Genomic DNA, 25788 nt, shown 5'->3' on the forward strand with positions numbered 1-25788 from the left:
ATTATACTAAAATAGGCTCTAATGTAATAATGGAGCGAGATTAAATATAATCCCACCCCAACTATTGACAAAGAGCCGAAATTTTAAAGGATCACCTATAAAAATAACCTTAACCAGTTTAATAGGCTAAGGTTTATTTAATGGATTTTAATCTTGCTATATCGCTATAATTATCTGCAGTAACAATTTCTACCCTTGATGCTGTTCTTTCTAACTCAGTTATTCTGTCATTTAATTCTTTATAGCCTTCTTCTAATTTTTCTAATTTCTGCAATACAGTACTTCTAAATTGTTGATTAGTCATAGGCTTTTCCTCCATGTTCACATAACAATATATACTATTTATTTTAATATAAATTATGTAGGACTAGGAGGGGTAAATACCCTTCTATCAGTTTTCTCAATTAAAGGGATTGATAATATTCTTTTATCTTTTGTGCCATTAACACTCTTCTCTGATTTAAAAACTCATTATAATCATTGATATCCATATCAAAAATACTTTCAGGAATACAGTTTTGCTTAAGATTTTCAGACAGTTCTACATTATTATTTATCCCACTTAACCTTAAATCTCCTGATAATATTTCATCTCTTACCTGCTTAAAGTAAACATTTGGTGCTTTATCTTTAATTTTTATGTTAATCTCAGACTGCATATAAACATAATTAGCAATTTGATTATATTGTCCTCGATTTAGGCCATGCTTTTGAAGATATCTTTTCGGAAATAAATGATGAATATCTCCCCGCTCTTCAATAAGGTGTTTTACCTCAATATGTTCAGATAAGAAGCCTTTATCTCCTTGTTTAATCTGCGCAATTAAAAAAAGATTAAAGTATGGACTACTCCTAACAGAGGTATCTAGTCTGGTCACAAGGATTGTATCCCAAAAAGCATCCGATAATTGTCCTTTTTCTTCATTTGCAATGTAGCCTTCAAAGCTATCTGCAACCATTCGCTTAATATCATAATCAAATTGGGATTCTGGAGAACCAGAGTACCTTCCCGTAAGTAATGAAAGAATCAGCCACTTTCTAACTAACCTTTCAATTGTGTTTGAATCCAAACCTTTAGACTTTAAAGTAATATATAGTATATACCCAAAGTTTAGTGCATTTTGCGATCTTATTAACCCTTTGTGAATAATCCCTGTAGATTTAACAATCATAATAAATCGTTTGAAATTCGTCTCATTAACAAACTCTAGCACACCTTTTTCAAATTTTTCAAAGGATGCTTTTTCTATCTCCTTTTCATAAGCCCTTGTTTCAAAATTTCTACCAGATAACAGACTTACCAAATCCGATAGCTTTCCTCTAAAAAACTGTGAAGTAAAAGCAACCCTTATTACATCAGAATAATTAGGAATATATAAGTCCTGCTTTTCATTGCGTATCCAAGCTATTTTGTTAAAATACTCAGTGTTAGCAAAATCCTTGTCATTTTTCTTTATATTATCAAAATCATTGCTATTTTTACCTAGATGACAGAAGTAATCAATAGTTTTTCTAATGAGATCGCCATTATACTCTTTATTAACCGATATTTTAGACATTGCAAAATCCGCTTGACTCAATACCACTCCTTTAGAATTAATACGGATAAATATCTCTGTAACCGTGGCAATATCTAAAGAATGTGCAAGCTCTATAATCCCAATATTTCTATTTTTTATTTGAACCAATTTCATTAATATATCATGTAGCTTATTTGGATCTATATCTTCTCTATCTTTACAAAATTCATGAACAAAGCTAAAGGTATTTACCTTCCCCTGAACAAACTCACCAATATCATTTAACCAATTCTCATCCTTTTCTATAGCTGTGTTTAACACCTCGAACTTTTCTTCTATCGGATTAAAAGCAATTTTTATAGATTTCTTTTCATAGTTCTCATTAATCACTTCTTGTCCCATTAATGCAGCTGTAAGCGCTGTCACCCTTTGTTGCCCATCAATTAATATACGCTTTCCAAAGGATGTTTTTCCATCCTTAAGCTTTACATCAGGGTTTCTCCAAGTAATTAAATAACCCACAGGATAACCTTTATATAAAGAATCTATTAAATCCCTTACCTTAGTTGAATCCCAAACAAATGGTCTCTGTATTTCTGGAATTGCTACCTCTTCTTGCCTTATCCAAGACAATATACTTTCAATAGAAACGTGATTAACTTCATATTTTGCTTGCATGCTAGCCCTCCCCACTACATCTTTAAACTATACCCTATTATAACAAAAGTGATCGTCTTATACACACACATAAATAGATAAAAAGAACAGAAAAATTTTATTCTCTGCTCTTTCAACTTAATTATATATTTATTAAGAGTAGCTTAATTTTGTTTTTCAAATATCAATTCTAAATACTTAGCAACGCCATAACTGCCTACTGGTGGAGCAAAAATCTGTACCAACCTCCAACCCTCTCGTGCATGTTTTTCTACTATAGAATGATAGTCTTCCTTTGGCGCTAATGTAAGAAAGCCTTTTACTTCTACTTTTATAAATTTATATTCAAACATAAAATTTTACCTCCTATTTCTTCTACTTCTTTTGCTAATGCGGAAGGTTCTCTTGCTTCCATCTTCCTTTCCACCATCACAATAGTATTAAAAAGCAATATTTTCTTTGTGCAGGTTTATCAGCTGGTTTTTTTAGTTCTTTTACCCTTAGTTGCTTTACTTTTGAGCTTTTCTGCTTCTAATTTAGCTTGTTCTTCCTTAAGTTCTTTTGCTTCTACTTCCTGTTGTACAATCGCTTGTTTATCCTTTTCAATTCTTTGTTGCAAAGATTCATTCTCTAGTTCTAGAAATGCGCCAACGGCATCAGGATAAACAAACTTTTTTTCTTCTTTACGCTTCTCAAACATCACTGTTATATAATTATTTTCAAATAATGTTACTTTCCCTTTTCCAAAAGCCTTATGTAAGACGATTTCCCCTAGAAGTTCCATGTCTATCCCTCCGTAATTTATATTTAGAATCTACTTAAAATAAATTCTTAATCACTAGTCTAAGTATATCACTTAATACCTAATATAACTGTAAAATGCTGTTGAAATTAATATAATTTTACTTGCATACTGCCTTCCAACTACATCGTTAAACTATAACATATTATACATAGTAGCTATTATAAAATATGAAAAGACAAGGTTTATTCCCTTGCCTTCTACATCACTTCCAAAAATTCTTATTGTATTATCATTTACTCATTATATTTTAAAGTATTTTACTTTCTTACCTAAGTCCTCTACTATTTTTTCTAACTCACCAGTGTAAGCATTTAATTGATTTAAAGTAACACTTTGTTCTTCAATACCACTTGTTACTTCTTCTGTGGATGCTGATGACTGCTCAGCACTTGCCATTATTTCCTCTATATTATTTAATACGCTACCACTAGTACCAACTATTGTTTTTGTACTATCTTTAACTTTGGTAATACTATCTACAGTATCGTCTATGGCACTTAGTATTGAATTAAATATATCTCGCGTATTATTAACTGATATTTCACTGTCTTTAGTATGTTGATTTGTTTCTTTCATACCTTCAACTGCATTATTAGTTACTTCCCTAACGTTTTCAATTTTTTGCTTTATGCTGTCCGTAGCCTCTGATGATTGTTCTGCTAATTTTCTGATCTCTTCTGCAACTACTGCAAACCCTTTACCAGCTTCTCCTGCCCTGGAAGCCTCAATACTAGCATTTAAAGCCAATAGGTTTGTTTGTTCAGATATTTTGTTTATATTGTGTAAAATACTTTCTACATCTTTATAGCTTTTATTAACTGAGTCTACGGTTTCAGATAAATAAGACATAGACTTCACTGTTTTATCCGTTGTATTTTCTAGTTCAGTTAAGGTTTCTGTACCTTTTAAACTTAATCCTTTTGTTTCTTCTGCTTTATCTGATATTTCTACAACTTCTTCATCTATTTTATTTATTTCTTTATTTAATTTTGTCATATTTTCTGTTGCATTACTAGAACTATAGGCCTGTGTCTCAGATACGGTTGAGATTGAATCCATACTAGCAGTGATCTCTTCCATGTTTTTGCTACTATTCTCAGACATTTTATGTAGATTTTGTGTTTTCAAAGTTAATTCCTCGCTAGTACCTTGTAAACTTGATGCTAAACTAATGAAATTTTCTCTTACTTTTGTGAAGTCTTTTATCATACTTCCTATTTCACTGCTAGATTTCGTATCTACTTTACTGCCAGCTAAATTACCATCTGCTAATTTGGTTAAGCCATCTGATAAACTTATTATAGGCTTAATGATGCTAGTTGATACGATATAAGCTATTATCACACCTACTAACATTACTATTAAACCAACTACTAACATGTTTAATAAAATATTATTAGCACCTTGATTATAGTCCGACATATAAGAACCTGCTGTAACTACCCAATTCCAATGAGGGTCTAACTTATTGTAACTTATTTTAGTTCCAATATTATCTGAGTTTGGATATGTCCAGTCATAGAATGTAAAACCTCCCCCAGATTGAGCTATTTCTACTTTATCCTGTACAAGATATGCTCCACTTCCTCCCATATCTTGAACATCCCACACATTTTCACCTTCTATTGAAGGATGCATTACTTCTAAGCCCTCCGTTGAATACACTACCATATAACCATTTTCACCTAAATCAAAATTACTTTCTATATGCCTTGTCCCTTCCCCATCTGTACGTGAGCGACCTAGTAGACGTTCTTTTACCATTTCTTGAGCATCCTCTAAACTCATAACCCCTTCTTCAACAAGTTCGTTTGCAACCTCTATCATATACAGACCTGCCTCAACACTGTTTTGAAGCGTGATTCTACTTTGAAGATCTAATTGAGTTCTAGCTGTCGTAAAATTTGTTATACCTAAAGATAAACAAGCTACTAATAGTACACCTGCCATTACTAATACCATTTTTGATCTTAATCTCATAATTTATCCCCCTTTTAAAATAACTAGAATGCTTGATCTAACAGTACTATTTGTATAACTTAGTTCAACATAAACTCCAAAATCTAATACCACTCAGTCCCTAAATAAAACTCCTTAAATGTATTGCTACACTACCAATAGATATTTCTACTACCTACTCAAACTGTATGCGATGCCTCCTCTCTTAAATCTCTTAATATTGTACGGTTTCAGACGAGATCGCCACATTTATTCAAGATGAAATATCTGGTAATAAGTAGAATATAATACTTATTCTACAATTCCATTGTAAAACCTCCTAATTAAATACATATTTTGTAATTACTATGACACAATATTTGAATAAATAAAAAAGTAGAGAATTTCTTCTCTACTCTATCGCCACAATTTTATATTTTATTTACAAATCCATACCATTCAAGATATCTCTCAATTTTCTCAGTTCCTCTTTATTAAGCGTAACACCCTTGCCCATTTTTTCATGCTCTGGTGCCCAATCTCTTATATCAAACTTAGGCTCTCGATCATTCCAGCTAATTAAATTTAACTCCTTCGCCCACCCTTTATTATTCTCTGACAAAGTCCCTACTGTTTCTTTTATTTCATATTTAATACTCGGCATTTTTTGTCCTCCTTTAAAAGTTGTTCGTCTGTTGTTACTTCTTAAATATAAAAATTTTATTCAAACTCGTATCCCAAAGCTATTTTACTTTTCTCAACAAGACCTTCAGCTCTTGCTCTGTTAGATTTCGCCACTTTCCTACTGGTAAATTGCCTAGTTCTATATTCATAATTCGTATTCGTTTTAACTTGACTACATTATATCCAAAGTGACTACACATTCTTCTTATTTGTCGATTTAGCCCTTGGGACAAAGTTATTCTAAATTTTTTCTGGTCTAACTTAACAACCTTACAACGTTTTGTTACTGTATATTTGTTCTTCACAGGATTGTAAATTTTTACACCCTTTGACATGCCCGCTATAAATGCAGGGGTAACTCCTTTATTAACCGTTACAATATAATCTTTTTCATGATTATTTTTTTCCATTAATACTTGATTCACAATGCTTCCGTCATTCGTAAGAAGAATCAATCCCTCTGAATCCTTATCTAACCTTCCTATAGGAAAAATACGTTCACTATGATTAACAAAATCGATAATATTACCCGGTATATGACGCTCCGTCGTGCAAGTAATACCCGGTGGTTTATTCAATGCAATATATACATGATTGCTTTTTGGTTTTATTAATTTACCATCTACCTCAACTTTATCCTCTAAGCTTACAGTTAGACCAATCGGTGCTATTTCTCCATTAACCCTTACCTTTTTTTGTTTAATTAACTCATCCGCCTGTCTCCTTGAACAAATACCACTTGAACTAATAAAGTTATTTAATCTCATATACATCTCCTTACAGCTTATGCTTTTATAAATCTAGTTCTTTTTGCAATCTTCCTCTTTGACTCTATTAATATATGTAGATTTACCTTTTTTTTAAAAACAATTCACGCATATAGACTACGTTAAGTATCCTGTTTCTTCATTTATAGAGACTTCAGTTTAATACATTAATATTTGCTATTTAAATAACTTCTTTAGTAGCTTAAACACATCAAAAGTTGTCCGTCTATAAACTTTGTTATAAGCATACCTCTTAGGGCTCCTTAACCATCCATAGCCCCTAGGCATCTTTATCCCAGCACGATGAACTACTTGTCTTTTTAAGCTGGTTCTTGCGGAGATTCTTTTTTTCAGACTTGGTTTTCTCATTCCGAATTTCATGAAATTGACCTCCTTGAAATACTAATTTATTAAATAATATCACATTATTATCTTGAATTCATTAGTGAAAATGTACTAAGCGCTTCTTAATTTGTACTACAAAAAATAATGGGGTTCATGAAGTTAAAATTGGCATGATTTAAGCCGGTTAATTTGTATTAAGCAGATTTTTAAAATTTACTTATATTGTATTATTTAATATGGAAGGCTAAAGATATTATTATAGGTATTTCAAGTCTGACCCTATTTTCTTTCTTCTTTTTCCTCTTCTAAATTTATTTTGCCTTAATTTTTAAATTCATTAGACCTTTAGAAAGAAACAAAAATGAAACAATTCCACTATAATTAGGCATGAAAAAAGCACCCTATGCAGGATACTCAATTTTTAACCTACTATTTTATTATTAATTATCTGAGATGTCAAAATCACTTTCTTGAATATCGCTTACATCAATTATGTTCTCTTCACAATCTATATTAATCTCGTTTTTGTAAAAGTTAACGTCTGCGGTCGGTAGTGTCTCAAGGTGAGCTTTTAACCTCTTAGCCATTGGCCTAAATGTTACAAAAGTTAAACCTCCTGACGTTACAGCTCCAACAATTGGTATCATTTTTGAAATTCCACTGGCAAATATTTTTTTATTCATTTTCCCACTAATTGTTATTGCAATCCTCTTCACAATAGGATATACTACGCCTTTTGTTAAAGGTTTTGCAGCAATCACTTTATTTGCTCTAACAGCTGCTTGTGCTGCTAATTTTTGTATAAGTGTATTAGCAGCTTGGACTCCAAACATAGTCCCTATAAAAATTGTTAATAAGCTTAAAGTTTCATCATCAATTCCATCATCTTGATTAAAAATATCTTTCCAACCATATAAGTATATTAATTTCTGCAAAATTCTTGTTACATGTGCAAAATACTGTGTTAAGTCTGCAGGTATTGCGACAACAGCACCAAACTTTCCTGGAACACCCGCAGCTGTAGATATAGCTGTTACTTTACTCGTCTCAAAACCTATACAAGATTTAGCTATACTATCTAGTTCTTTAGTTGTTATTCCTGCTTGAGCAGGATTATTCTTAATAGCCAGATTTACAATGTCTTCTTGAAAATGCTTGGATAATGTAGTTTTCAAAAATTCAGTTCTGTTTATCCTAACACCAGGTACACGTACTGCTTGATTCAGAATTACTTGAAATATATCATTCTCTTTTTCAACTACTAAATCCATCATAACTCCTCCCTTATATAATTTCGCTATTTTCACCCGCGTTACTTTAAACACTTACTTACTATACACTCTGATTTATCTGATGCGTTAAAACTTCTTATTGATATTTTTTAACTTAAATTCCTCTAAAGTTATTCTTCTTGGTACGTTCTATCTTTTAACTCCATTTCTTTAATAATTCATATTTCCAAATAATTCCTTACTGTAAATATTTCAAACCTAACTTCATTTTCCTCTCAAATATGAGGTAAATTAATTGAACTACAGTGAATACACTTTATATTCCCTTCTCCATCACTCTGATACCTTAGAATTAGTTCTACTTCTTCTACCCCTATTAAACCATCTTCATTGGATCTATTTTCATTACTTTTAATTACTCTTTGGACTCTTTTATTAAATATATCTCTATTGTTTTCAATAGTTAACATGATTACCCTCCCCTTAAACAAACCAAATTCAATTTATAGATATATTTATCATTCCTACCCTATGCCTCATTTAAAAGAGAGACTAAGCTCGAATATTGTTCTATTATAACTAAAATATTCTACCCAACAGGCCTTATCTCCATCTCTTCCAGTTTACTCCATAAAAAGTCCATAGCTTTTTGAGGATTTCTGTAAAAGACACTCCCTCTTATACGCCAAAAGGTCCAACCAACCCTTTCCAAAATCCGTTGTCGTTCTATATCCTCTTCCCATTTATCTAGACCATGCCATCTATCACCGTCGCACTCCACAGCCAATCTATTTCTCATGCCCTCAATAACCATGTCTATTCTCTTTCCTAATGTTCCGATTTTTACTTGAGGAATAACTCGATACCCTTTTGCCGTAATAATTCTATATACATCTTCCTCAAATTTAGAATCAAATAGATCCTTTACTTTATCTATCTCTTCCTGTACTCTATAAGGGTTTTTGCAGTATTGAAGTAGTCGATATCTTGCACATTGAGGACTTAAGTCACCCAGTTGAATAGAATGATATAAAAACATTTGGTCTTTAGCCCTACTGGCAGCAACATTAAATCTTTGATAATCCGACCGTTTACTTAAAACACCTGCTCTCATGTTAGAAGCAGCTACTAGCGATAGGAACATCACGTCCCTTTCATCCCCTTGAAAGAAATAAGCGTCACCACAGACTACTTTTCTATCAATCATTTCCTCTTCTCCTATGGCTTCTCTTAATAACTCTTCAATTAATTTTGCTTGATCGTGTCCCTGTAGTGATATCACTCCCATGGTTTTACCTTGATAGACAGGATCTTCACAGCATTGTTTTATATGATTTGCGATGGCTTCAGCTTCAGGTTCATTAATTGTTTTTCTAGTTTCTTCACTTCTAAAGCCTTCCTCTACAAAAACAGCAGAAACAGGAGGTTCTAGCACTTCCTCCGATAGTGGCTGTCTCAATGGTAGCATCTTACCCTCATACATTAGATCATTGCTAAATTGTATAATTTCAGGAACACACCTAAAATGCTCTTTCAATACTATTTTACTTTCAAAAACCTGATTAGCAATTTCGTATAAACTTGTTTTCATTTCAAATCTACTGGCCTGCGGTATACCATCTAGGTGTCGATTAATTAATTCATGTATATCTCCAATATTTGTTCCAACACTTTCTGGACTTATTTGGTTATCATCTCCTACGATAACAGCCTTCTTAGCACGCATTAAAGCACATAAGGACATTAAATTACTTTGACTACTTTCATCTACAATAATTACATCAAATAGATCCTTACTTAATTCAATATTTTCTATAACTCTATTGATGGGCATAATCCAAACAGGAATAGCGCCTTTGCTCACTTTCATTTCTTCCTTAGCTTCTTTTCTATACATGTTGGCATATTTCCCTGTACCTTTACCAATCCTTTGGATTGCCCTCATCCAAGCATATAAACTTCTTCCTTGTGCCTGTGTAGTTCTTTTGTTTTGAGCTAACCAAGTGGATTTAGCTACTAAGTCCTTTAAAACTTTTATTTCTCTCTTTGTCTCTTGGTTCAACTTTTCTTCTAATTCTTCAAGATTTGTTTTTTCGTTTAAATCCCTTAAATACCATGTAAGTTGGCTCCATACCCATGCTATTTCCCAGTCTTGGGGTATTTCAAGTGCCGTGCCTTTTCCACCTTGACTAATAATATGACTCGCCCATTTGGGTGCTACTTCATTCAATCGACTTTTTAGATCTAAATAAGTATGATAATCATCTTCTAAGCCCTCTAATCTCACAACCTCCATATAGACTGTATTCCAGGCTTCAACATCTTTATTGAATAGAGCGGTTAGTAAATGGGTCCATACTATATGGGCATCATTAGCTTCTTTCCCCCGTACTAAATTCGTCTTCAGTTGGTCGAAATAAACTTTAGCATTCTGGTAAATATGCTTAACCTTTAGCACGTCTAATCCATATATAATCTTTTCAAACCAAGGTTGTTCTTCCCACTTTGCTGTTTCTGATATGCCTAATTTCTCAACAAAGCTCTCAATGGGTTTAATTTTTAATTCCTTCCAACTTAATGCAATATCCACTTTTTCAATAAGTTCATCAACGTTATACGTAAATCTTCTTATGTCCACCGTTAATTCAGGACCTTCTATCTCCTCCATAATACGGTTCCATTTTAAAATAAGCTTTTTTTTCATGTCACTTCTGTCTATATACTGGAGAAGTATACTGATATCTTCCTTATTTCTTATAGGTAAATTATTTACTAGAAGCTTTTCAAACAAATAACGGTACTTTCTTCCTAATATATTTTTAAATACCCACCCAATTCCTTTGTTCTCCTTCAATCTATTTTCAACAAAAACAAGATCTTCCCTAACAAGAGTAGGGTTGAGTTCAGTAGGAAAGGAAATTTCATATTCTAATAGTTCCTTATCCAGCACCTTGATTTGCTGGTTTTTTTCTTTACATTCTACAATTAACGCCTTCCAAGTTTCCTTTCTTTCTCCGCTAAGCAAGGAATCCTCCAATATAGTCTTTAACCATTTTTCATTTAATTTCTTTAAATCTTCATAAACAGCTTCTATTTTCTTTTTATTTTCTTCTAAATCAATGTAAACTTCTTTACTTTCCTTCCAACCTTTAATATATACTTCCCTTTCAGAAAGCTCCTTTTCAATTTCTGTTATATACTGAACTTTTTCTTGAAATTCAGCAGTATTAGGTAGCTCCCCTACTATAGGCCTCTTTTTTCCTAAACCTTCAATATCTTCTTTTTTCAACACTCCTGCTAACTCAAAAAAACTACTGATTTCTGAGTTGGTAAGTGGGCACTGTTGATCTAAGTTAAGTACATCCGGCATCCAATCATGTTGCTGATTGTCCTTCAACCATTTACCAATATCTAAAGGAGTCATTACCTTATCAGCGATGCAAATCTTCTTATTTTCCAGCTCTCCCGCCTGTTTAATCAGATTATGATACTTAGCTTTGTTTTTTCTAATTTCATAAAGTTCCTTTTTTATTCTTTCTACTTCCTTTTCAAGAAGTTCTGGACTTAAACCGTCAAGATTTTCTGCGATATTCTTAATAGAGTTTTCTAAATCACGAATGGATTCAGAATCTGCTCCTAAAATACTTACACATAGATCTCTAATTTCAACAGGAATCTTATCCTTCAAAACCTTCAATGCCCTTTCTTTTTCACTTGTAACTAATACCCTCTTCCCATGGGCAAGTAAATGACAAATCAAGTTGGCTATCGTATGGCTTTTCCCTGTTCCTGGTGGACCTTGAACTACAACACCACCACTTTTAGATAATTTTTCTGCTATCATCTTCTGTTCTGTATTGGTAGGCAAAGGAAACAGCAGGTCTTCCCCTACAGCTTGCCAAGCTTCTCGGCTTAATCTTTCAATTTTATCATCTAGGGCTTTTATACTTTTTATATCATCCGTTGTTAACATCTCTATAGTTTCTGGAACGGTATATCCTTCCTTTATCTTTTCTAAAATCCCATTTAATTCTACATCCCATAACCTTCCCCCTGCTTTTCTTAAAAAAATCATTGGTTCATAGGTCACTATAGGTATCCCTTTACTATTCTTTACTTGATCATCATTTTTCTCATATTTACCATCAGGGTTAATAGTATTAACAATTTCCTCTAATAAAGGAGATATAGCTTCTTCATTCCATAGGTCTAATTCTGTTCCTTCAATCTGCCTTCCTATCTCTTGTAATCTTTTTATATAAGGAATTTCGATTCCTTGAAGCATATCGGTTTCCATCAAGGTCCCTTTGCTTGTAGGCACCATAGAAAAGATTCCCTTTTTAGCATCAAACTTTAATTCAAGGGATGTTACTAACATGGGTCTTTTAATGGTTTTACCATTCACATTCCAAGTTAATAAACCATGCCCCCATGCTAATTCGATGTCATCCCGCTCTCTCTGTATTCTTTGAAGAAGAGAGAAAAATTTTGTATATAATTTTTGAATGCTTTTTTTCTGTAATGCTTCTTCAGCCCATACTTTCCAAATGTTTTCTATCCATTCATGGAATATCTCCATCCTTTTTTTATCTTGATCAAAATATTCGTATTCTATTTCTTCGGCTAACTCTAATTGTTCTTGATTTTCTTTATCTTCCAAAGTTGATAGTTGGATTTTTTTATCTTCTTCCTTTTCCTTCACCTTTGCAATCTTTTCTTTTACTGTAGGTCTTTCCTCTGGTTTGTCCCATTTAATCACCCATCCCTTTAATGAAACTGGTAATATAGGTGCCGGTGAGATAACTTGCTTATGCACTTCCAACCAAGCTTCTTCGTTAATGCCTTTACCTTCTAAATAGCAGCCTTCATAATTAGGAATATCCCTCTGCCACCATATTTCATCATACTGACTAATATTCATAACGGTTTTTTCTGAAAGATTTTTAACTGCTAAGAGATATTCAAATATTTGAGAAACCTTTTTTGTTGTATCCATTGAGTTCTCCTTCGTTATATAAAAATTAAATATATCTAAGTGAGTCTTATAAAAATTATTTTCTAAATACCTTTTAAATTCCCCGAATCGTAGTACTTCACAAAGTAGATTTTGTACACGATCGACCCTGTTCTTACCAAGTACAGTTTTTTGTCCTTTATACCTATATCCTAAGTCTACTTTTAATTAAATTTGTAATAAGTAAGACATAATTATTACTATTCTACAGAATAATTGTAAAACCTTCCAATTTAATACATTTTTCTCGTTGTTATATGCTGTAGTACCGTAAAGTAATAGCAACTATCCCACAAAAATATTTTAACGGTATATCTGTATTTTGTTGATTTGTAAATCTATTTAAAACTAAATAAAGAGCAGAGAATTTTTTTCTCTACTCTTTGATCCTCAATTTTTGCTGTTTTGAAACACATAACCTAAACTGTTAAACGCTTATTTAGTTTATCAATTTTTCCAATTATTTTTTTCGCTGTTTCAATTTTTCCATCGAATAATTTTATAACATTACCTGTTTTATTAAATGGATGTTCATTTAAAACTTTTTTATCCAAACTACCATTTTTTATAATGTAGCTTACAATTGACTTTACAAATTCCATCTGTTGCGGCGTTAAATTTTCATCGGATAAAAACTCGGAAAACAATTCATTAGCAGCTTTTGCGTCTAAACCTACAAGTTTACTAACTAACTTTAATAAAGGTTCTTCTCTAAACACTTTCGGGCCGGTGACTTTTTACTCCATTATATAACATTTTTTTTGTAATTATAATTACGATGATCTAATTGTTTTTCAATCCTATATCCTTTAATTTTTAAAATTTAATTTCTATATTTTGTAACTAGAATTTATTATCCCTTTTTTACATTTAGTCCATTATTCTTATAAAATTTTTCTAATTTATGTTTTCCCGATACCAATCATATATAGAGTAAAGACCATTATATATTCCACCAGCCCTTGTTCCTTGACAAGTAATGTTTTTTCCCCAGCAATCTTCATGAATTGTTACTCTTCCTTTCACTTTTCTTTCTTTTGCAGCTCTTCTAACCTCAACATATATATCATATTGTATTTTTCTTTGTCATTTTTACTAAAGTTATTTCTTCTATATTATATATAAATAAGATAGAGATATATTTTAGATCGAACATGCATATATTTTAGAAAACTGTTTTTAGGAGGGAAACTATGACTTTTAACTGGAATAGGCTTACTGTTACGGTTAGTGCAAAAGGAAAGAAACTAATTAAACTAGATAACGATATAAAAGAAAAAAGAAATTTTTTAAATATAACCTACTTTTGGACACTTGTTATTTTTATATATATTCTATTTCATATAGATGATTATATTGACTATTTAGTCTCTGCTTTTTATAACATGTTCACTATAACCACTCCGTCTATGCCAAACCTTAGCCTCTTTAATCGTTTTATGGCATTTTTACTTTTTTTCTTTGTCCTAGCTATATATTGGCATCTAAACACTTTAAAGAAACTTGAAAAAAAGTTTAATGATTTAAGAATCAATGTTATTGACTCAATTAATAGTGGATTTTGTTACCATAATAATTCTTGTACATGTAAAGATGATTATATCCTTTTTATGCGTAAAGAAAAAGGTATAGATCTGATATTTAAATAATAACTATATCACTCGTAACTATAAAATAAGTCATAGAGCATCTAACTCCTTGTAATAAAATAGCCTTTAAAATAATTTAATCCCCCCCTAATTGCATATATTTTCTTAATCTGGTTTAATTACTCTAGCATCTTTAGTAATTCTTGAATCCTTTCATGGTCAATAATTTGTTGCATCGCTCCTTCATTCAACACAGAGGTTCGGCTGTAATCACTCTCCAACAAATCTACATACTGATTATATTCTGATTGGCTTATTTCCTTACCATAATAAAAAAAATTAGACTCAGCGGTAAAATTTTTGTTTTCAGGTCGCTCCACTTCAGGATTTGTATCTTCAGAATGGGAATGGTGAAGCATGAGCTCCATATTCATTTTTCTAAATGGATTTATTTCTCCTAAATTGTAATATTGATTTTCATAGTAAAGACCAAAATGCATATTTTCACTTCTAACTTCAACTAACAAGTATCTGTCATTTCCCTGCTGTAGTATTGCAATATCTTTAAGATATCCTCTATATCTGTCGAATTCTTCCATAGAGGGTTCTAACCTTAACAACTCGAATATTTCTTCTTTTTCGATATCAAAAGAGTACAGATTAATATGAAAATCCATACTATTTTGAATCGAATAAGACCCACTCACCGTAAGAAGTTCCAGTGATCCATCTCCAGTGAAATCATGAATATCTGCATAGCTCATATAGCTATCCTCACTTAAAAGCTTATTAAGAGTATTCCTATAAGCTATTTTTATTTCTGATTCATTATAACCGTCTCTATTATATATGATTAAGTGGAGAGGCTCATCTTTTCTCCCACTAAAACTAAACTCATATCCTTTTACTTCATATGAAAAGATAATATTTTCAGGATAATGTTCACTCTTATTTATGTCAGTCTCTCCCATAATTTCTTGTACTTCCTTAACTGTTCCATTTAAGAGTGATTCAAAATATCCCGAGTAAAGTCCTACAGCACTTATTCTATTTGTATTAGGATCAGTAAAAACTATCTTATCGTCGTACTTATAATATTCTGATCCACCGTACCATCCTTCATCATTATAGTCACCGTATCTATTGATGACGTCATCATAAGTTTTATTAAATAAGCTGTCAAGCCATTCAAGGTCTTTCTCAAATGTTTTAACCATTATATTCATTTTATCTCTTTCTTTCGTCTCTTCCACATCTTTCTCCATTTCAATATTTTGACTATCTAACTCTATACCTTGTTCATCTAATACTGATTCTGTAACTTCCTCTTGTTCTTCGTTTGAACATCCAATCGTTAATAATAATATAATAAGTAGTAATGCCAAAGATATAGCTAATTTGTTTTTCACATTCATCTCCTCCTAGTTTTACTTTCTATTTCTTACGTTTGTGAGATATCTATCAAATGTTTATTTGGTCCTCTCTCCTATCTGCATAGACTATTCTTGAAATATATTGGATATTCCTTCTGATTTTTCATTCAATTATATATATTATATAAAACAAAAAATTATGGAGCACTCAGTTACAATAACTGATTTCCCATAATTTTAGTATGCTCTTATTTGATGCCTTTTGATGCATTTAAGTCCTAAATCATTTCTGGAACTATAATGCTATACATATTTAAAATATAATAAAATTTTCACCATATTTTAATGTGTAAAAGTCATTGTCCCTTTGTCCCTATTAAATAATATAATTATCGAGTCCTTAATTATAATTTAGATGACAAATTGATTTTTATGGTATTATAATAATTAAGTTATATAAAAACATAATTACCTAGAACTAAGAAGGAGAATTGCCATATGTCTAATTTAGAAGATAAAGATCAACCAACTGAAAAGAAAAAGATTAGTCTTCAGGATGCTATGAAACAGATGCTTGAAAATAAAAAACAAAGTAAAGGAAAAGATAAATCAAAATCAAACACTAATAATTCTAATACAAAACAAAGTCAACATACAAAAAAGACGACTCTACAGCGTAGAAAAACAGGTGGCGCATAAAAATAGGTTGGCATGAGCCAACCTATTTTTATGATATTACTTTATATGCCTTTATTATGTAATGCTGCATTCCATTTAGCTATTTCTACACTGTCAATGCTTACATCTTTAATAATAATTGGATTTTCAAACTTATCTAAGGCTTCTTTTACTTTTCTAGCCATCTTTAGTACATCTTTATTTTTTGTTCCCGATGTCCCTCTTACCAGTTCATTTAATGCTGGATCATTGATGAAAATCTTTATTTCACTACCTTCTTTTTCATAACTCGCTAATTCTTTCAATAAAATAATTAAAGCAAATTGACCTACTATAGCCGGTTTCTTATAGTCTTTTAACAATGTCTTTTTACTTACAAGTTCATCATTATCATAAATACTATAATTTATCTCAATATCTTCACCCTCATAGTTTGTTGAAACTGCTTCTAAAAAAGCGCTTATCATGTATAGACCTCCATTTTTTCATATATTATATCCCAGTCTTATATAAATAACTGCCAATGGCTAATATATCTTTTATTTTTGTGAAATACCCTTTAAGTATACCCTATTTAGATTGTATATGTAATTACCCATTATCTTATTATAGGCCATCGGTTAACGAGGACGGTATGGTCAAGACACATTTTAGGTTACACCAACCGCTTTCACTCATTAATACGAATAACGTTCTTAAGTTCTAGACCGCCATTTTTACTATTTTTAAATTCTAAGGATGCTACACATTTTTCTCTTGTTTGTGGCAATACAATAGATATTTTTTCTATTTTTCCTTTTTCAAGTAATTCTTTAATTATTTCTTTATCTACCCGTTGTTCATATAGGGCTAAACTATTTTTCCACACAGTAAATTTACACTGATTTTTCCAGTTACTACAATAGAAGGCTTTACGGTTTTCGTATATTTTTCCAGTTTCACAGGCAATGCACTTTCCTAATGGTTGCTTTATTTCTCTTGTTTTATTTGTACCAGTATTATTTTTACTAGGGTAAGAATGATGGGTAGATCCCTTCACCAAGTTAGCATTTTTACTCAACTTGAGCACTTTTTGCGTGTTTCGTCTAATATAATCTTCTAACTTTGTCATATATTCATCTGACTGTATCTCGCCTTTTGCAATCATATCTAAGCCCTTTTCCCAGCTAGCTGTTAATTCTGGTTTTAAGAGGGAAGGTATAGATCCTTTCACTACATCATAGATGGATTCTCCAAAAGTAGTAGGGGTTAATATTTGTGTCTTTTTATTTAGGCCAATGTAACTGATTTGCTGTAATTTATTTAATATCCCAGACCTTGTCGCACTGGTACCTATGCCGCTTCCTTTAATTTTTTCTCTTAGTTCTTCATCTTCAATTAGCTTTCCTGCACTTTCCATTGCTAATATAATAGATCCAGAGTTATATCTTTTAGGGGGGCTTGTCTCCGATTCTTTAATTTCGTAGTGATTAACTTTTATTTTCTGACCTTTTTTTAATTGCTTTAATGTTTCTTCTTTATCTGATTTCCCGGACCCATGTTTTTTGTCGGCATTTAATACGACTTGATACCCTTCTTGGATACATACCTTTGACGTTGTGAAAAAACTTTCTGATTTAATTTTCGTGGTAATAGATAACTGACTAAAAATAGCTGGGGGATAGAAGATCGCTAAAAAACGTTTTGTAATCAATATAAAGGTTTCTTTTTCCTGGTCTGTTAATTTATTAAAACTACCTAGGCCTTGCCCTGTGGGAATGATGGCATAGTGATCTGTAATTGCTTTATCATTGACATACTTTGTTTTATGTAAGTCCTTGTATAAACCTTCTGTTAATATCTTTTGAACAAACTGGTTGATCGCTTCATCTTTAGGATCTAAATTACAGGATTGTTTAATACGTAAAAGTCCTTTTAAATTTGATTGTATTTCCTTTGCTACGTCATTAGACAACACCCTTGCATCTGTTCTTGGATAAGTAATCATTTTGTTTTCATATAGTTTTTGTGCAATTTTAAGGGTTTCATCTGGACTTATTTTCAACTTTTTGGAGAGCTCATTTTGTAGTTCAGCTAAGTTATAAAGCATTGGTGGTTTTTTTGTTTCCTTTTTCTTTTTAATCGCCTCCACTATGCCATATACCTCTGTATCATGATCCTTTAATTCATTAATAAATTTTTCAGCAGCTGCTTTTTCCTTAAATCCAATATCTTTATACAGTAAATGAGACATGTAGTACTTAGAGCTTTCAATGGCTTTCCATTCTCCATCATAATCAACTGATTCATCCAGCTGAAAGCTTGAATTTATCTTGTAATATGGTGTTTTTACAAAATCTCTAATTTCTCTTTCTCTTTGTACAATCATACCCAGTACACAGGTCATTACCCTTCCAACTGCGATAACGACATGATTCTTTTTCAGCTGTTTACTGAGTGGTCTTCCATAAATAAGGGTCAATAACCTTGAAAAGTTTATCCCCATTAAATAATCTTCCTTGGCTCTTAAATAAGCTGCATTTGCTAAATTGTCATATTCATTTAATGGCTTTGCGTTCTTAACACCTTTTTTTATCGCTTCTTCGGTCTGTGAGTCAATCCATACTCTTTTTTTAATTTTATCCTGCACACCTACAAGCTCATCTACTAACCTGTAGATGTATTCACCTTCACGTCCAGAGTCTGTACATACATATATAGTTGAAATATCTGCGCGCTTCAGTTGTGTCATCAGTATATCGAACTGTTTTTTTACATTGTTGATCACTTCGTATTTATATTTATGTGGTAAAAATGGTAGGTCTTTTAACATCCATTTTTTATATTTTTCATCGTATTTTTCTGGGTAACTCATCGTTACTAGGTGGCCAATACACCATGTGACAACCGCTTCATCTGATTCAATGAATCCGTCTTTTTTGCTTCCCTTAATATTTAAAGTTTTTGCAAATTCTAGGGCGACACTAGGTTTTTCTGCAATAAATAGTGCTTTACTCATCAAAAGACACATCACTTTCTATACATTGAGTTAAATCTAAGTAGCTTTCTATCTATCCATGATAGCATTTAGTTTAATAACATTCTAGTTTTTTGCTCTATCAGGTCCATGACCAAGTGAAAAATTTTTATAATAGTAGAAAAGTAGAGCTTTCCTTCTATATAAAAATGCGACCAGCAATGTGGTCGCATCAACTTATACATTTTTAATTGTATCATAACCCTTGTGCCACTGGCTTCAACGCTATGATTTCTCTTGCAATAGGAAAATCCCTTGGTTACTTCCTCAGCATTTTATAATCCTCAAACTATTGACTATACGTAACGATGCTTAGATGTTAAACACTGAGACTTATCTATCTTAACACTCACAATTGTTTCTGCATTTTTAAAAAGCTTTTGACAGTCTTCACTTAAACGAATTAAAGTGAGCTTTTTTCCTAAGTCTTCATATTTTTCTGCAATAGCATTAATTGCTTCAATTCCGGAGTGGTCCATTACTTTTGCATATTTAAAATCAATAATAACATCCTCTGGATCGTTTTTAATATCAAATAAATCTTTAAAGTTTAGCACTGAACCAAAGAATATTGATCCATTGATCTTGTATGTTTTCGTACCATTGTCATCATTTTCTACATTAACGTAGATGACTTTTCCTTTTTCCCAAGCAAATACTAATGCGGATAACACAACTCCGATGATCACTGCTGTTGCTAAATCTGCAAAGATTGTTACTAGGGTCACTACGGCTATCACTGCAAAGTCTTGTTTCGGTATTTTATTACCATACTTTAAACTTTGCCACTCAAAGGTACCTACTACGACCATGAACATAACTCCTACTAATGCAGCTAGTGGAATAACATTTACTAGACTTGATCCAAACATAATAAATATTAACAATGCTACTGGGGCTACAATGGAAGACAATCTTGTTCTACCACCTGATTTGATGTTGATAATAGATTGACCAATCATAGCGTCGCCGCCCATTCCTCCAAAGAATCCATTTATGGTGTTGGCAATTCCTTGAGCTACACACTCTTTATTGGTTTTACCTCTTGTGTCTGTCATTTCGTCAATCACTCGAAGGGTTAGCACTGCCTCTGTTAATCCTACCAATGCTCCTACTAGAGCATATGGGAAAATAATTTTTAGCATATCGATGCTTATTGCTACTTGTGGAATGTGGAATCGAGGTAATCCCCCTTGAAGCTCCATACCTGCAAAGTCTTGAACATTTCTTAAATGATATCCGCTTCTTCCTAGAAGAACTGCAACTATTGTCATTACGATAATCGCTACTAAACTTGAAGGTACAGCCTTAGTGAATTTAGGAACAAAATAAATAATTGCCATTGTTACTGCTACAAAGAATAACATAATTGCCATATCTGTCGATGGTAACCAAACCTTTTGTATCACTTCGACCCCGTTTACCATAACAACTTCATCTACTTTAAACTGTGCCCATTGGGCTAAAAACATAACAATTGAGAGTCCGTTCAAAAAACCAAGCATAACTGAATAAGGTATAATCCGTGCATATTTTCCTAGCTTAAGTACACCTATGACGATTTGAATGAGTCCCATCAACACAACTGTAGCGAAAAGATATTCTAAACCATGTTGTGCAATTAGTGACGCAAATACCACTGAAATAGCAGCTGTTGACGAACTGATCATTCCAGGTCTTCCTGTAAAGATGGCCGCCACAAACCCCATCATGACTGCTGTTTGCAAACTTAAAATAGGACTTACCCCTGCTACAAAGGCAAATGCCACGGACTCAGGAATTAGTGCTAGGGCTACTGTTAAGCCCGATAGTACATCATTTTTAATTATTGTTTTATTTTTTCCTAACTGGTTTGCCATATGAGCCAACCTGCCTTTGTTTTTCTTTACTATATGTCCAATCATTAATACATCTCCTTTATATTTTGTTTCTTGATTGTCCTTAACCGTAAAATTGACCATAAAAAAAACCCGTTTAATAAACAGGGTAAACTCATGCAGTGTATCCATGTTAAAACGCTTTATATTTGTAAGTTTGTTGACAGAAAGAACTTTATATCTAATAAAATAAGGCCCCAGTACAGGAAACACTCTGTATATTTGTTCTGTAAAAACTTTTTATAATGTATTTATGCAATTTATTCAGTTAATTAATAAAATTTCCGCTCCGTTTACCACAAATTTAAATTATATCAAATAAGAGTGTAATAAGCAATACAAATTTATTAATACAAAAAAGTATAAAGTTTCCCTACATGTAGAACGGTTTAGTGCCAGCTCTATCCTCGGTGTCCCTAGATACATCTCTTACATCCAACAACATATCTAAGCATTTAAATATGAACTTTTTATTTGGCAATTTTGAGAGACTTTCAATCATATATACTCACCATAATTTTTTATAAAGTTTTATTCGTATTTAAATCTATACTATAAAATTTTATCTATATCAATGGGGTATTTATTAAAATATAATTTCATCAATACCAATACCCCTGTTATATCAACATTTCAAGTCTTAAATCATTTCAGGAATTATAATGCTATACATAATTATAAATATAATAAAATTTGCTGCGGAATGTGTTATGATCGCTGGAAATATTGAGTTAGTCTCATTTCTCACCCAACCATATATCATGCCTACAATCGTTATGCTCGGTACCATTCCCCATATGACATTTATGTCATACACGATTAACCAGCAATATGCTATGTGTATTAGCCCAAAACAAAGTCCTTGAATAAAATTGCCTATTTTAAACCCAAAACGGTTTTCTAAATGTTTTTGCATAAACCCTCTAAAATATATCTCTTCTGTTAGTGCTGGCATGGTGCAGAAAATAGCGCCACTTAAGAGCATAATGCCTAGCTTCGGTGTATTGTTAATTCCAAATAATTCTATATCTTTTAAAGAAACAACGTAAAAATAATTACTTGATGTATTCCCGATAAAAATTGAAAAGATTATGTATGACAAAATTACTACCACACCACTAAGTAGTATGCTTATTAACAAACTAGTCATATTTTCTGGTTTTCTGATCCCTAGTTCACTCCAATTATTTCTCTCCGTAAAACCAAGTGCTATAATAGGGTACAAACAAAAACTAAACCCACTAATTAAAAATAACCCATTAAGAGCAAAAAATATTTGAAAAATAAATATAAGGATAAATGTTGCTATTGAAACTCTCCAATCTACTTTCACATTTATCTTTTTAGCTATATCATACATCAGTTAATCCCCCCTCACTATTTTAACACCTATACTTATATACTCTTTCTTTAATCTCAAGACTGAAAAAATTTTTCATTCGATTAGTCCTTATTTTGTTAAAAATACGTTAGTTATTCTCTTTATCTGTTGCTTTCTCTCTTCCGAAGTAAAATATAAATGACCGCAGTCTTGTAGGATATGTGGTTTGGGATATGGTAGGAGATGCAACCTTCTTTAACTAATACATTGATGGCTTCCGGCTATGTCTAATTTTTGACTTATTAATTATATTAATAATTATTGTATTAATTTTCTACCAAAAGCACTTAACATAATAAATGCCAGGTACAACAAAGCCATTACTAACCCATCCCAGTATACTATTATTGCCATAGACACAATAAGCGTTATTAACAGAATGTATCGATAAATTGATGGTAACTGTTTAAAAACTCGAATAATTTTTTGACTTGCTGTTTTATCAACGTTTTCCTCTGTTAAAGCTCTTAAAAATTTCTCTATAGCATATAATGAAAAAAAATAGGTGCCGAGTGGGATTAGCAGTAATACAACGGCTAAACCGACAGGTATAAATAGGATGATTCCAGGCAAAAATATGGCTAATAATAAAATGTACAGCAATATGTTTTTATTCAAATTTTGTTCCTCCTTCTAGTAAAACAAGTTTTTAGTTTCTTCATAAATTTAAAGGTATAGAAATAAATTCCAATCCAAAAGACTAAAAAAAGTTTTCATTCAATTAGCCCTTATTTTGTTAAAAATTCATTAGTTATTCTTTTTATCTGTTGCTTTCTCTCTTCCGAAGTAAAATATAAATGACCCCAGTCTTGTAGGATATGTGTTTCTACATTAGGGATTATTTCCGTAGCTCTTTTTGTTACTTTTTCTCCTGGAAATAATACATCTTTTTCCCCTGTCAGCAGTAGTGTAGGTGCGCTGTAATTTTTTATATCTTCTTTTTTAACATTACTTGGCATATTGAGGTTAACTTTAACATGATGAAAGCTTGTACGAATCATCGCTAATGTATCTTGATCAATCTTTTATTATTTTTTCGCCTTGTTTTGTTTTATAAATTTCACCCATTTTTTCTATCCCCTCTTCTTTTCATCTCATGGAATCCTTGCCCTCAATTTTATATTGCTAATAAATACAATTCTTTACCTGGTCAGTATGAAAGTATATAGACTTAACCACTCCTCAATAACACGTGGTATACCTTATAATATCTCAAAAAGCATAAAACCAACTGTGTTAATTGCTAGGTTAGCGCACATATGTACAAGCCATGAGCTATATATTGTACCGCTTTTTTCATTAAGCCAGTTAAATAACAGACCGGAAAAGAATAGGCTTGCAATGAGTAGTATAAATAACCCTGGGGTAAACCAATTTGTCATTATAGCAACATGGTACAAAGAGAAAGCAGTGGCGCTAAATATGTAGGCAAATTTTCTGGAAGTCACTCTTTTTAAGGTTAGAAATGCAAATCCCCGGAAGAAAAATTCCTCTAAAAAGGAATTAATAATAGATATGTATATAGCAACAAAAACAAAATTACTTTTGTTCACACCTATATTGTTTTCTAATGTTTTTGTTATATTTGAAAAATCAAAATATGGACCTAATAAAAAATAGGCTCCAAGTATTGATATATAAACAATAAAGCCTAACATCAAGGAGTATAGGAAAGCTTTGGGTTTTAAAATAAAAAGATCTCTCAAAGAGACCTGCTTGTTGCTCTTGGCATAGATTAGGGGTAATAGTATAAATAAAACCAGTTTTATAGCAGATTTCACTGCATAGTTTGGCATAAGAATGGCGTCTATCCAAGCCATTATAAGACAGCCTATTAATACAATAATTCCTATATAAATACCTGATTTTTTTAAAAGCATATTTATTCCCTACCTTCTTGAAAAGCTGATTTTTTTGTTTCTCGATGGAAATTATATCATAACCAATTAAGCTAAGCAGATGGTTAGTTAAATAGTTCTACCGCTTTAACTGCAAGTTCTTTTCATAAATGTCCTTTAAAAACCCATTTTGAATAATAACCGTTAACTGAAAAGTCAACATATCTTTTGGTTGCGTCATTTTTAAATACAAGTGTTGAGCTCAATCTTTCATCTTCTACATGATGATATCCTTCTTGTTCCATAAATTCTATTAGACTTTGTTGTGCATGATCTGGTTTAGCAAGAAAAACTGCGGGGTAATCTTGAATCTGAACAATTTCTGTTTGCGTAAACATAATTTTTATAAGACCACTCCCTGTTGCAATGGGGTTTCGTGTATTAAATTTTTCTAAGGATATAAGTATTGATGAAGCAATTAGTAAAGCGCTACTGATAACAATAATTATGGCTTTTCGAGCTTTTATTTTATCTTTCATTGTAATCTCCTTTATCCTAACTACTCGATGATTTTTTAATTAACCTCATTAGTTATTCTGACTTTAATCAATGTGAAGAAGTTTTTTTATTTTTCCCTTGTAGTTAATATCCAGTATTAAACCTACTAACAGGCAGACAATGAAAAGCACACTCCATATGATCCAAGCATTATTTGTTGTTCCTCCACCTGGGTCTATGCTCTCAGTATTTAATAGCATGGCAAGGATAAATCCATCTATATAACCTACAAGCGTTGCTAGAGAAAGGATGTATCTTCCTAGGATCGATGTAATAATAATTATAATAAGACTAACTATTACCAAGGTGTTTGGCAAGGATTTCATGCCATGTGTTTGGAAAAATACAAATCTACTTAGCCAATAAGAAAGACCAAGGCACCCAGCCAAAGCAGTTCCCCATAGGATCTTGTTTTTTATGGTTGTTTTCAAAATCCTTACCTCCCTATATAATCTTGTTTTTTCTTACATTTACTCTTGTTTTCTTAGTTTTTTAAACTTGTTTTATTAACTTTAA

At 31.9% G+C, this 25788-nt stretch carries 24 protein-coding genes; 2 read left to right on the forward strand and 22 right to left on the reverse strand.

Annotated elements, in window-relative coordinates:
• Positions 1–133 precede the first annotated feature (133 nt).
• The 12 genes from RH915_RS10850 to RH915_RS10905 form a co-directional block, all read right to left on the reverse strand.
• Positions 134–304 (reverse strand): hypothetical protein, encoded by a 171-nt coding sequence (locus tag RH915_RS10850; RefSeq protein ID WP_310479997.1) that lies wholly within the window; start codon positions 302–304, stop codon positions 134–136.
• Between the two features lie 100 nt (positions 305–404).
• Positions 405–2198, reverse strand: a complete 1794-nt coding sequence (locus RH915_RS10855) for a GmrSD restriction endonuclease domain-containing protein (RefSeq protein ID WP_310479998.1) — start codon at positions 2196–2198, stop codon at positions 405–407.
• A gap of 143 nt (positions 2199–2341) precedes the next feature.
• Positions 2342–2530, reverse strand: coding sequence for a DUF4177 domain-containing protein (locus RH915_RS10860; RefSeq protein ID WP_310479999.1), 189 nt, complete (start codon positions 2528–2530; stop codon positions 2342–2344).
• Between the two features lie 119 nt (positions 2531–2649).
• Positions 2650–2961, reverse strand: a complete 312-nt coding sequence (locus RH915_RS10865; RefSeq protein ID WP_310480001.1) for a hypothetical protein — start codon at positions 2959–2961, stop codon at positions 2650–2652.
• A gap of 261 nt (positions 2962–3222) precedes the next feature.
• Entirely contained in the window at positions 3223–4962 is a 1740-nt protein-coding gene (locus RH915_RS10870) for a methyl-accepting chemotaxis protein (protein ID WP_310480003.1), read from the reverse strand.
• Positions 4963–5362: 400 nt separating this feature from the next.
• Entirely contained in the window at positions 5363–5584 is a 222-nt protein-coding gene (locus RH915_RS10875; RefSeq protein WP_310480004.1) for a YdbC family protein, read from the reverse strand.
• 79 nt (positions 5585–5663) lie between these two features.
• Positions 5664–6371, reverse strand: coding sequence for a pseudouridine synthase (locus RH915_RS10880; protein WP_310480006.1), 708 nt, complete (start codon positions 6369–6371; stop codon positions 5664–5666).
• Positions 6372–6548: 177 nt separating this feature from the next.
• Positions 6549–6752: a hypothetical protein gene (locus RH915_RS10885; protein WP_310480008.1), complete on the reverse strand. Its 204-nt coding sequence runs from the start codon at positions 6750–6752 to the stop codon at positions 6549–6551.
• A gap of 404 nt (positions 6753–7156) precedes the next feature.
• Positions 7157–7987: a hypothetical protein gene (locus RH915_RS10890; RefSeq protein ID WP_310480010.1), complete on the reverse strand. Its 831-nt coding sequence runs from the start codon at positions 7985–7987 to the stop codon at positions 7157–7159.
• 236 nt (positions 7988–8223) lie between these two features.
• Positions 8224–8418, reverse strand: coding sequence for a hypothetical protein (locus RH915_RS10895; protein WP_310480012.1), 195 nt, complete (start codon positions 8416–8418; stop codon positions 8224–8226).
• Between the two features lie 119 nt (positions 8419–8537).
• A complete protein-coding gene (locus tag RH915_RS10900; RefSeq protein WP_310480014.1) occupies positions 8538–12944 on the reverse strand; it encodes an AAA domain-containing protein in 4407 nt (1468 codons plus the stop codon).
• Positions 12945–13381: 437 nt separating this feature from the next.
• Positions 13382–13681: a type I restriction-modification enzyme R subunit C-terminal domain-containing protein gene (locus tag RH915_RS10905; protein WP_310480016.1), complete on the reverse strand. Its 300-nt coding sequence runs from the start codon at positions 13679–13681 to the stop codon at positions 13382–13384.
• 474 nt (positions 13682–14155) lie between these two features.
• On the opposite strand from RH915_RS10905, the gene RH915_RS10910 reads away from it, so the two are divergent.
• Positions 14156–14611 carry a hypothetical protein gene (locus tag RH915_RS10910; RefSeq protein ID WP_310480017.1) on the forward strand — a complete coding sequence of 152 codons (456 nt, stop codon included), beginning with the start codon at positions 14156–14158 and terminating at the stop codon, positions 14609–14611.
• A gap of 119 nt (positions 14612–14730) precedes the next feature.
• Here the strand turns inward: RH915_RS10910 and RH915_RS10915 are convergent, their stop codons facing one another.
• A complete protein-coding gene (locus RH915_RS10915; RefSeq protein WP_310480019.1) occupies positions 14731–15960 on the reverse strand; it encodes a hypothetical protein in 1230 nt (409 codons plus the stop codon).
• Between the two features lie 462 nt (positions 15961–16422).
• On the opposite strand from RH915_RS10915, the gene RH915_RS10920 reads away from it, so the two are divergent.
• Positions 16423–16623, forward strand: coding sequence for a hypothetical protein (locus RH915_RS10920; RefSeq protein ID WP_310480021.1), 201 nt, complete (start codon positions 16423–16425; stop codon positions 16621–16623).
• Positions 16624–16664: 41 nt separating this feature from the next.
• On the opposite strand, the gene RH915_RS10925 is transcribed toward RH915_RS10920, so the two are convergent.
• The 9 genes from RH915_RS10925 to RH915_RS10965 all read right to left on the reverse strand — a co-directional run bounded on the left by RH915_RS10925 (position 16665) and on the right by RH915_RS10965 (position 25703).
• A complete protein-coding gene (locus RH915_RS10925; RefSeq protein ID WP_310480022.1) occupies positions 16665–17069 on the reverse strand; it encodes a hypothetical protein in 405 nt (134 codons plus the stop codon).
• A gap of 203 nt (positions 17070–17272) precedes the next feature.
• Entirely contained in the window at positions 17273–19600 is a 2328-nt protein-coding gene (locus tag RH915_RS10930; RefSeq protein ID WP_310480024.1) for a DNA topoisomerase, read from the reverse strand.
• Positions 19601–19914: 314 nt separating this feature from the next.
• Complete coding sequence (locus RH915_RS10935) at positions 19915–21579, reverse strand: SulP family inorganic anion transporter (protein ID WP_310480026.1); 1665 nt, start codon at positions 21577–21579, stop codon at positions 19915–19917.
• 556 nt (positions 21580–22135) lie between these two features.
• Positions 22136–22855: a CPBP family intramembrane glutamic endopeptidase gene (locus tag RH915_RS10940; RefSeq protein ID WP_310480027.1), complete on the reverse strand. Its 720-nt coding sequence runs from the start codon at positions 22853–22855 to the stop codon at positions 22136–22138.
• A gap of 279 nt (positions 22856–23134) precedes the next feature.
• On the reverse strand, positions 23135–23494 hold the full coding sequence (locus RH915_RS10945) for a hypothetical protein (protein WP_310480029.1): 360 nt from the start codon (positions 23492–23494) through the stop codon (positions 23135–23137).
• A gap of 110 nt (positions 23495–23604) precedes the next feature.
• Complete coding sequence (locus tag RH915_RS10950; RefSeq protein WP_310480030.1) at positions 23605–23877, reverse strand: alpha/beta fold hydrolase; 273 nt, start codon at positions 23875–23877, stop codon at positions 23605–23607.
• A gap of 201 nt (positions 23878–24078) precedes the next feature.
• Positions 24079–24756 carry a CPBP family intramembrane glutamic endopeptidase gene (locus RH915_RS10955; protein ID WP_310480031.1) on the reverse strand — a complete coding sequence of 226 codons (678 nt, stop codon included), beginning with the start codon at positions 24754–24756 and terminating at the stop codon, positions 24079–24081.
• Positions 24757–24878: 122 nt separating this feature from the next.
• On the reverse strand, positions 24879–25253 hold the full coding sequence (locus tag RH915_RS10960) for a hypothetical protein (protein WP_310480032.1): 375 nt from the start codon (positions 25251–25253) through the stop codon (positions 24879–24881).
• 63 nt (positions 25254–25316) lie between these two features.
• Positions 25317–25703 (reverse strand): hypothetical protein, encoded by a 387-nt coding sequence (locus RH915_RS10965; RefSeq protein WP_310480033.1) that lies wholly within the window; start codon positions 25701–25703, stop codon positions 25317–25319.
• Positions 25704–25788 lie beyond the last annotated feature (85 nt).

It is taken from the genome of Serpentinicella sp. ANB-PHB4, assembly GCF_031432315.1.
Taxonomy (GTDB): domain Bacteria; phylum Bacillota; class Clostridia; order Peptostreptococcales; family Natronincolaceae; genus Serpentinicella.

Bases quoted from the DNA above. Each gene is read 5' to 3' on its own strand.
- RH915_RS10955 (WP_310480031.1), bottom strand. From the start codon at position 24,756: ATGCTTTTAAAAAAATCAGGTATTTATATAGGAATTATTGTATTAATA.
- RH915_RS10885 (WP_310480008.1), bottom strand. From the start codon at position 6,752: ATGAAATTCGGAATGAGAAAACCAAGTCTGAAAAAAAGAATCTCCGCA.
- RH915_RS10920 (WP_310480021.1), top strand. From the start codon at position 16,423: ATGTCTAATTTAGAAGATAAAGATCAACCAACTGAAAAGAAAAAGATT.
- RH915_RS10855 (WP_310479998.1), bottom strand. From the start codon at position 2,198: ATGCAAGCAAAATATGAAGTTAATCACGTTTCTATTGAAAGTATATTG.
- RH915_RS10925 (WP_310480022.1), bottom strand. From the start codon at position 17,069: ATGATAAGCGCTTTTTTAGAAGCAGTTTCAACAAACTATGAGGGTGAA.
- RH915_RS10950 (WP_310480030.1), bottom strand. From the start codon at position 23,877: ATGATTCGTACAAGCTTTCATCATGTTAAAGTTAACCTCAATATGCCA.
- RH915_RS10960 (WP_310480032.1), bottom strand. From the start codon at position 25,253: ATGAAAGATAAAATAAAAGCTCGAAAAGCCATAATTATTGTTATCAGT.
- RH915_RS10875 (WP_310480004.1), bottom strand. From the start codon at position 5,584: ATGCCGAGTATTAAATATGAAATAAAAGAAACAGTAGGGACTTTGTCA.
- RH915_RS10865 (WP_310480001.1), bottom strand. From the start codon at position 2,961: ATGGAACTTCTAGGGGAAATCGTCTTACATAAGGCTTTTGGAAAAGGG.
- RH915_RS10910 (WP_310480017.1), top strand. From the start codon at position 14,156: ATGACTTTTAACTGGAATAGGCTTACTGTTACGGTTAGTGCAAAAGGA.
- RH915_RS10850 (WP_310479997.1), bottom strand. From the start codon at position 304: ATGACTAATCAACAATTTAGAAGTACTGTATTGCAGAAATTAGAAAAA.
- RH915_RS10930 (WP_310480024.1), bottom strand. From the start codon at position 19,600: ATGAGTAAAGCACTATTTATTGCAGAAAAACCTAGTGTCGCCCTAGAA.
- RH915_RS10940 (WP_310480027.1), bottom strand. From the start codon at position 22,855: ATGTATGATATAGCTAAAAAGATAAATGTGAAAGTAGATTGGAGAGTT.
- RH915_RS10890 (WP_310480010.1), bottom strand. From the start codon at position 7,987: ATGGATTTAGTAGTTGAAAAAGAGAATGATATATTTCAAGTAATTCTG.
- RH915_RS10860 (WP_310479999.1), bottom strand. From the start codon at position 2,530: ATGTTTGAATATAAATTTATAAAAGTAGAAGTAAAAGGCTTTCTTACA.
- RH915_RS10935 (WP_310480026.1), bottom strand. From the start codon at position 21,579: ATGGTCAATTTTACGGTTAAGGACAATCAAGAAACAAAATATAAAGGA.
- RH915_RS10870 (WP_310480003.1), bottom strand. From the start codon at position 4,962: ATGAGATTAAGATCAAAAATGGTATTAGTAATGGCAGGTGTACTATTA.
- RH915_RS10895 (WP_310480012.1), bottom strand. From the start codon at position 8,418: ATGTTAACTATTGAAAACAATAGAGATATATTTAATAAAAGAGTCCAA.
- RH915_RS10900 (WP_310480014.1), bottom strand. From the start codon at position 12,944: ATGGATACAACAAAAAAGGTTTCTCAAATATTTGAATATCTCTTAGCA.
- RH915_RS10880 (WP_310480006.1), bottom strand. From the start codon at position 6,371: ATGAGATTAAATAACTTTATTAGTTCAAGTGGTATTTGTTCAAGGAGA.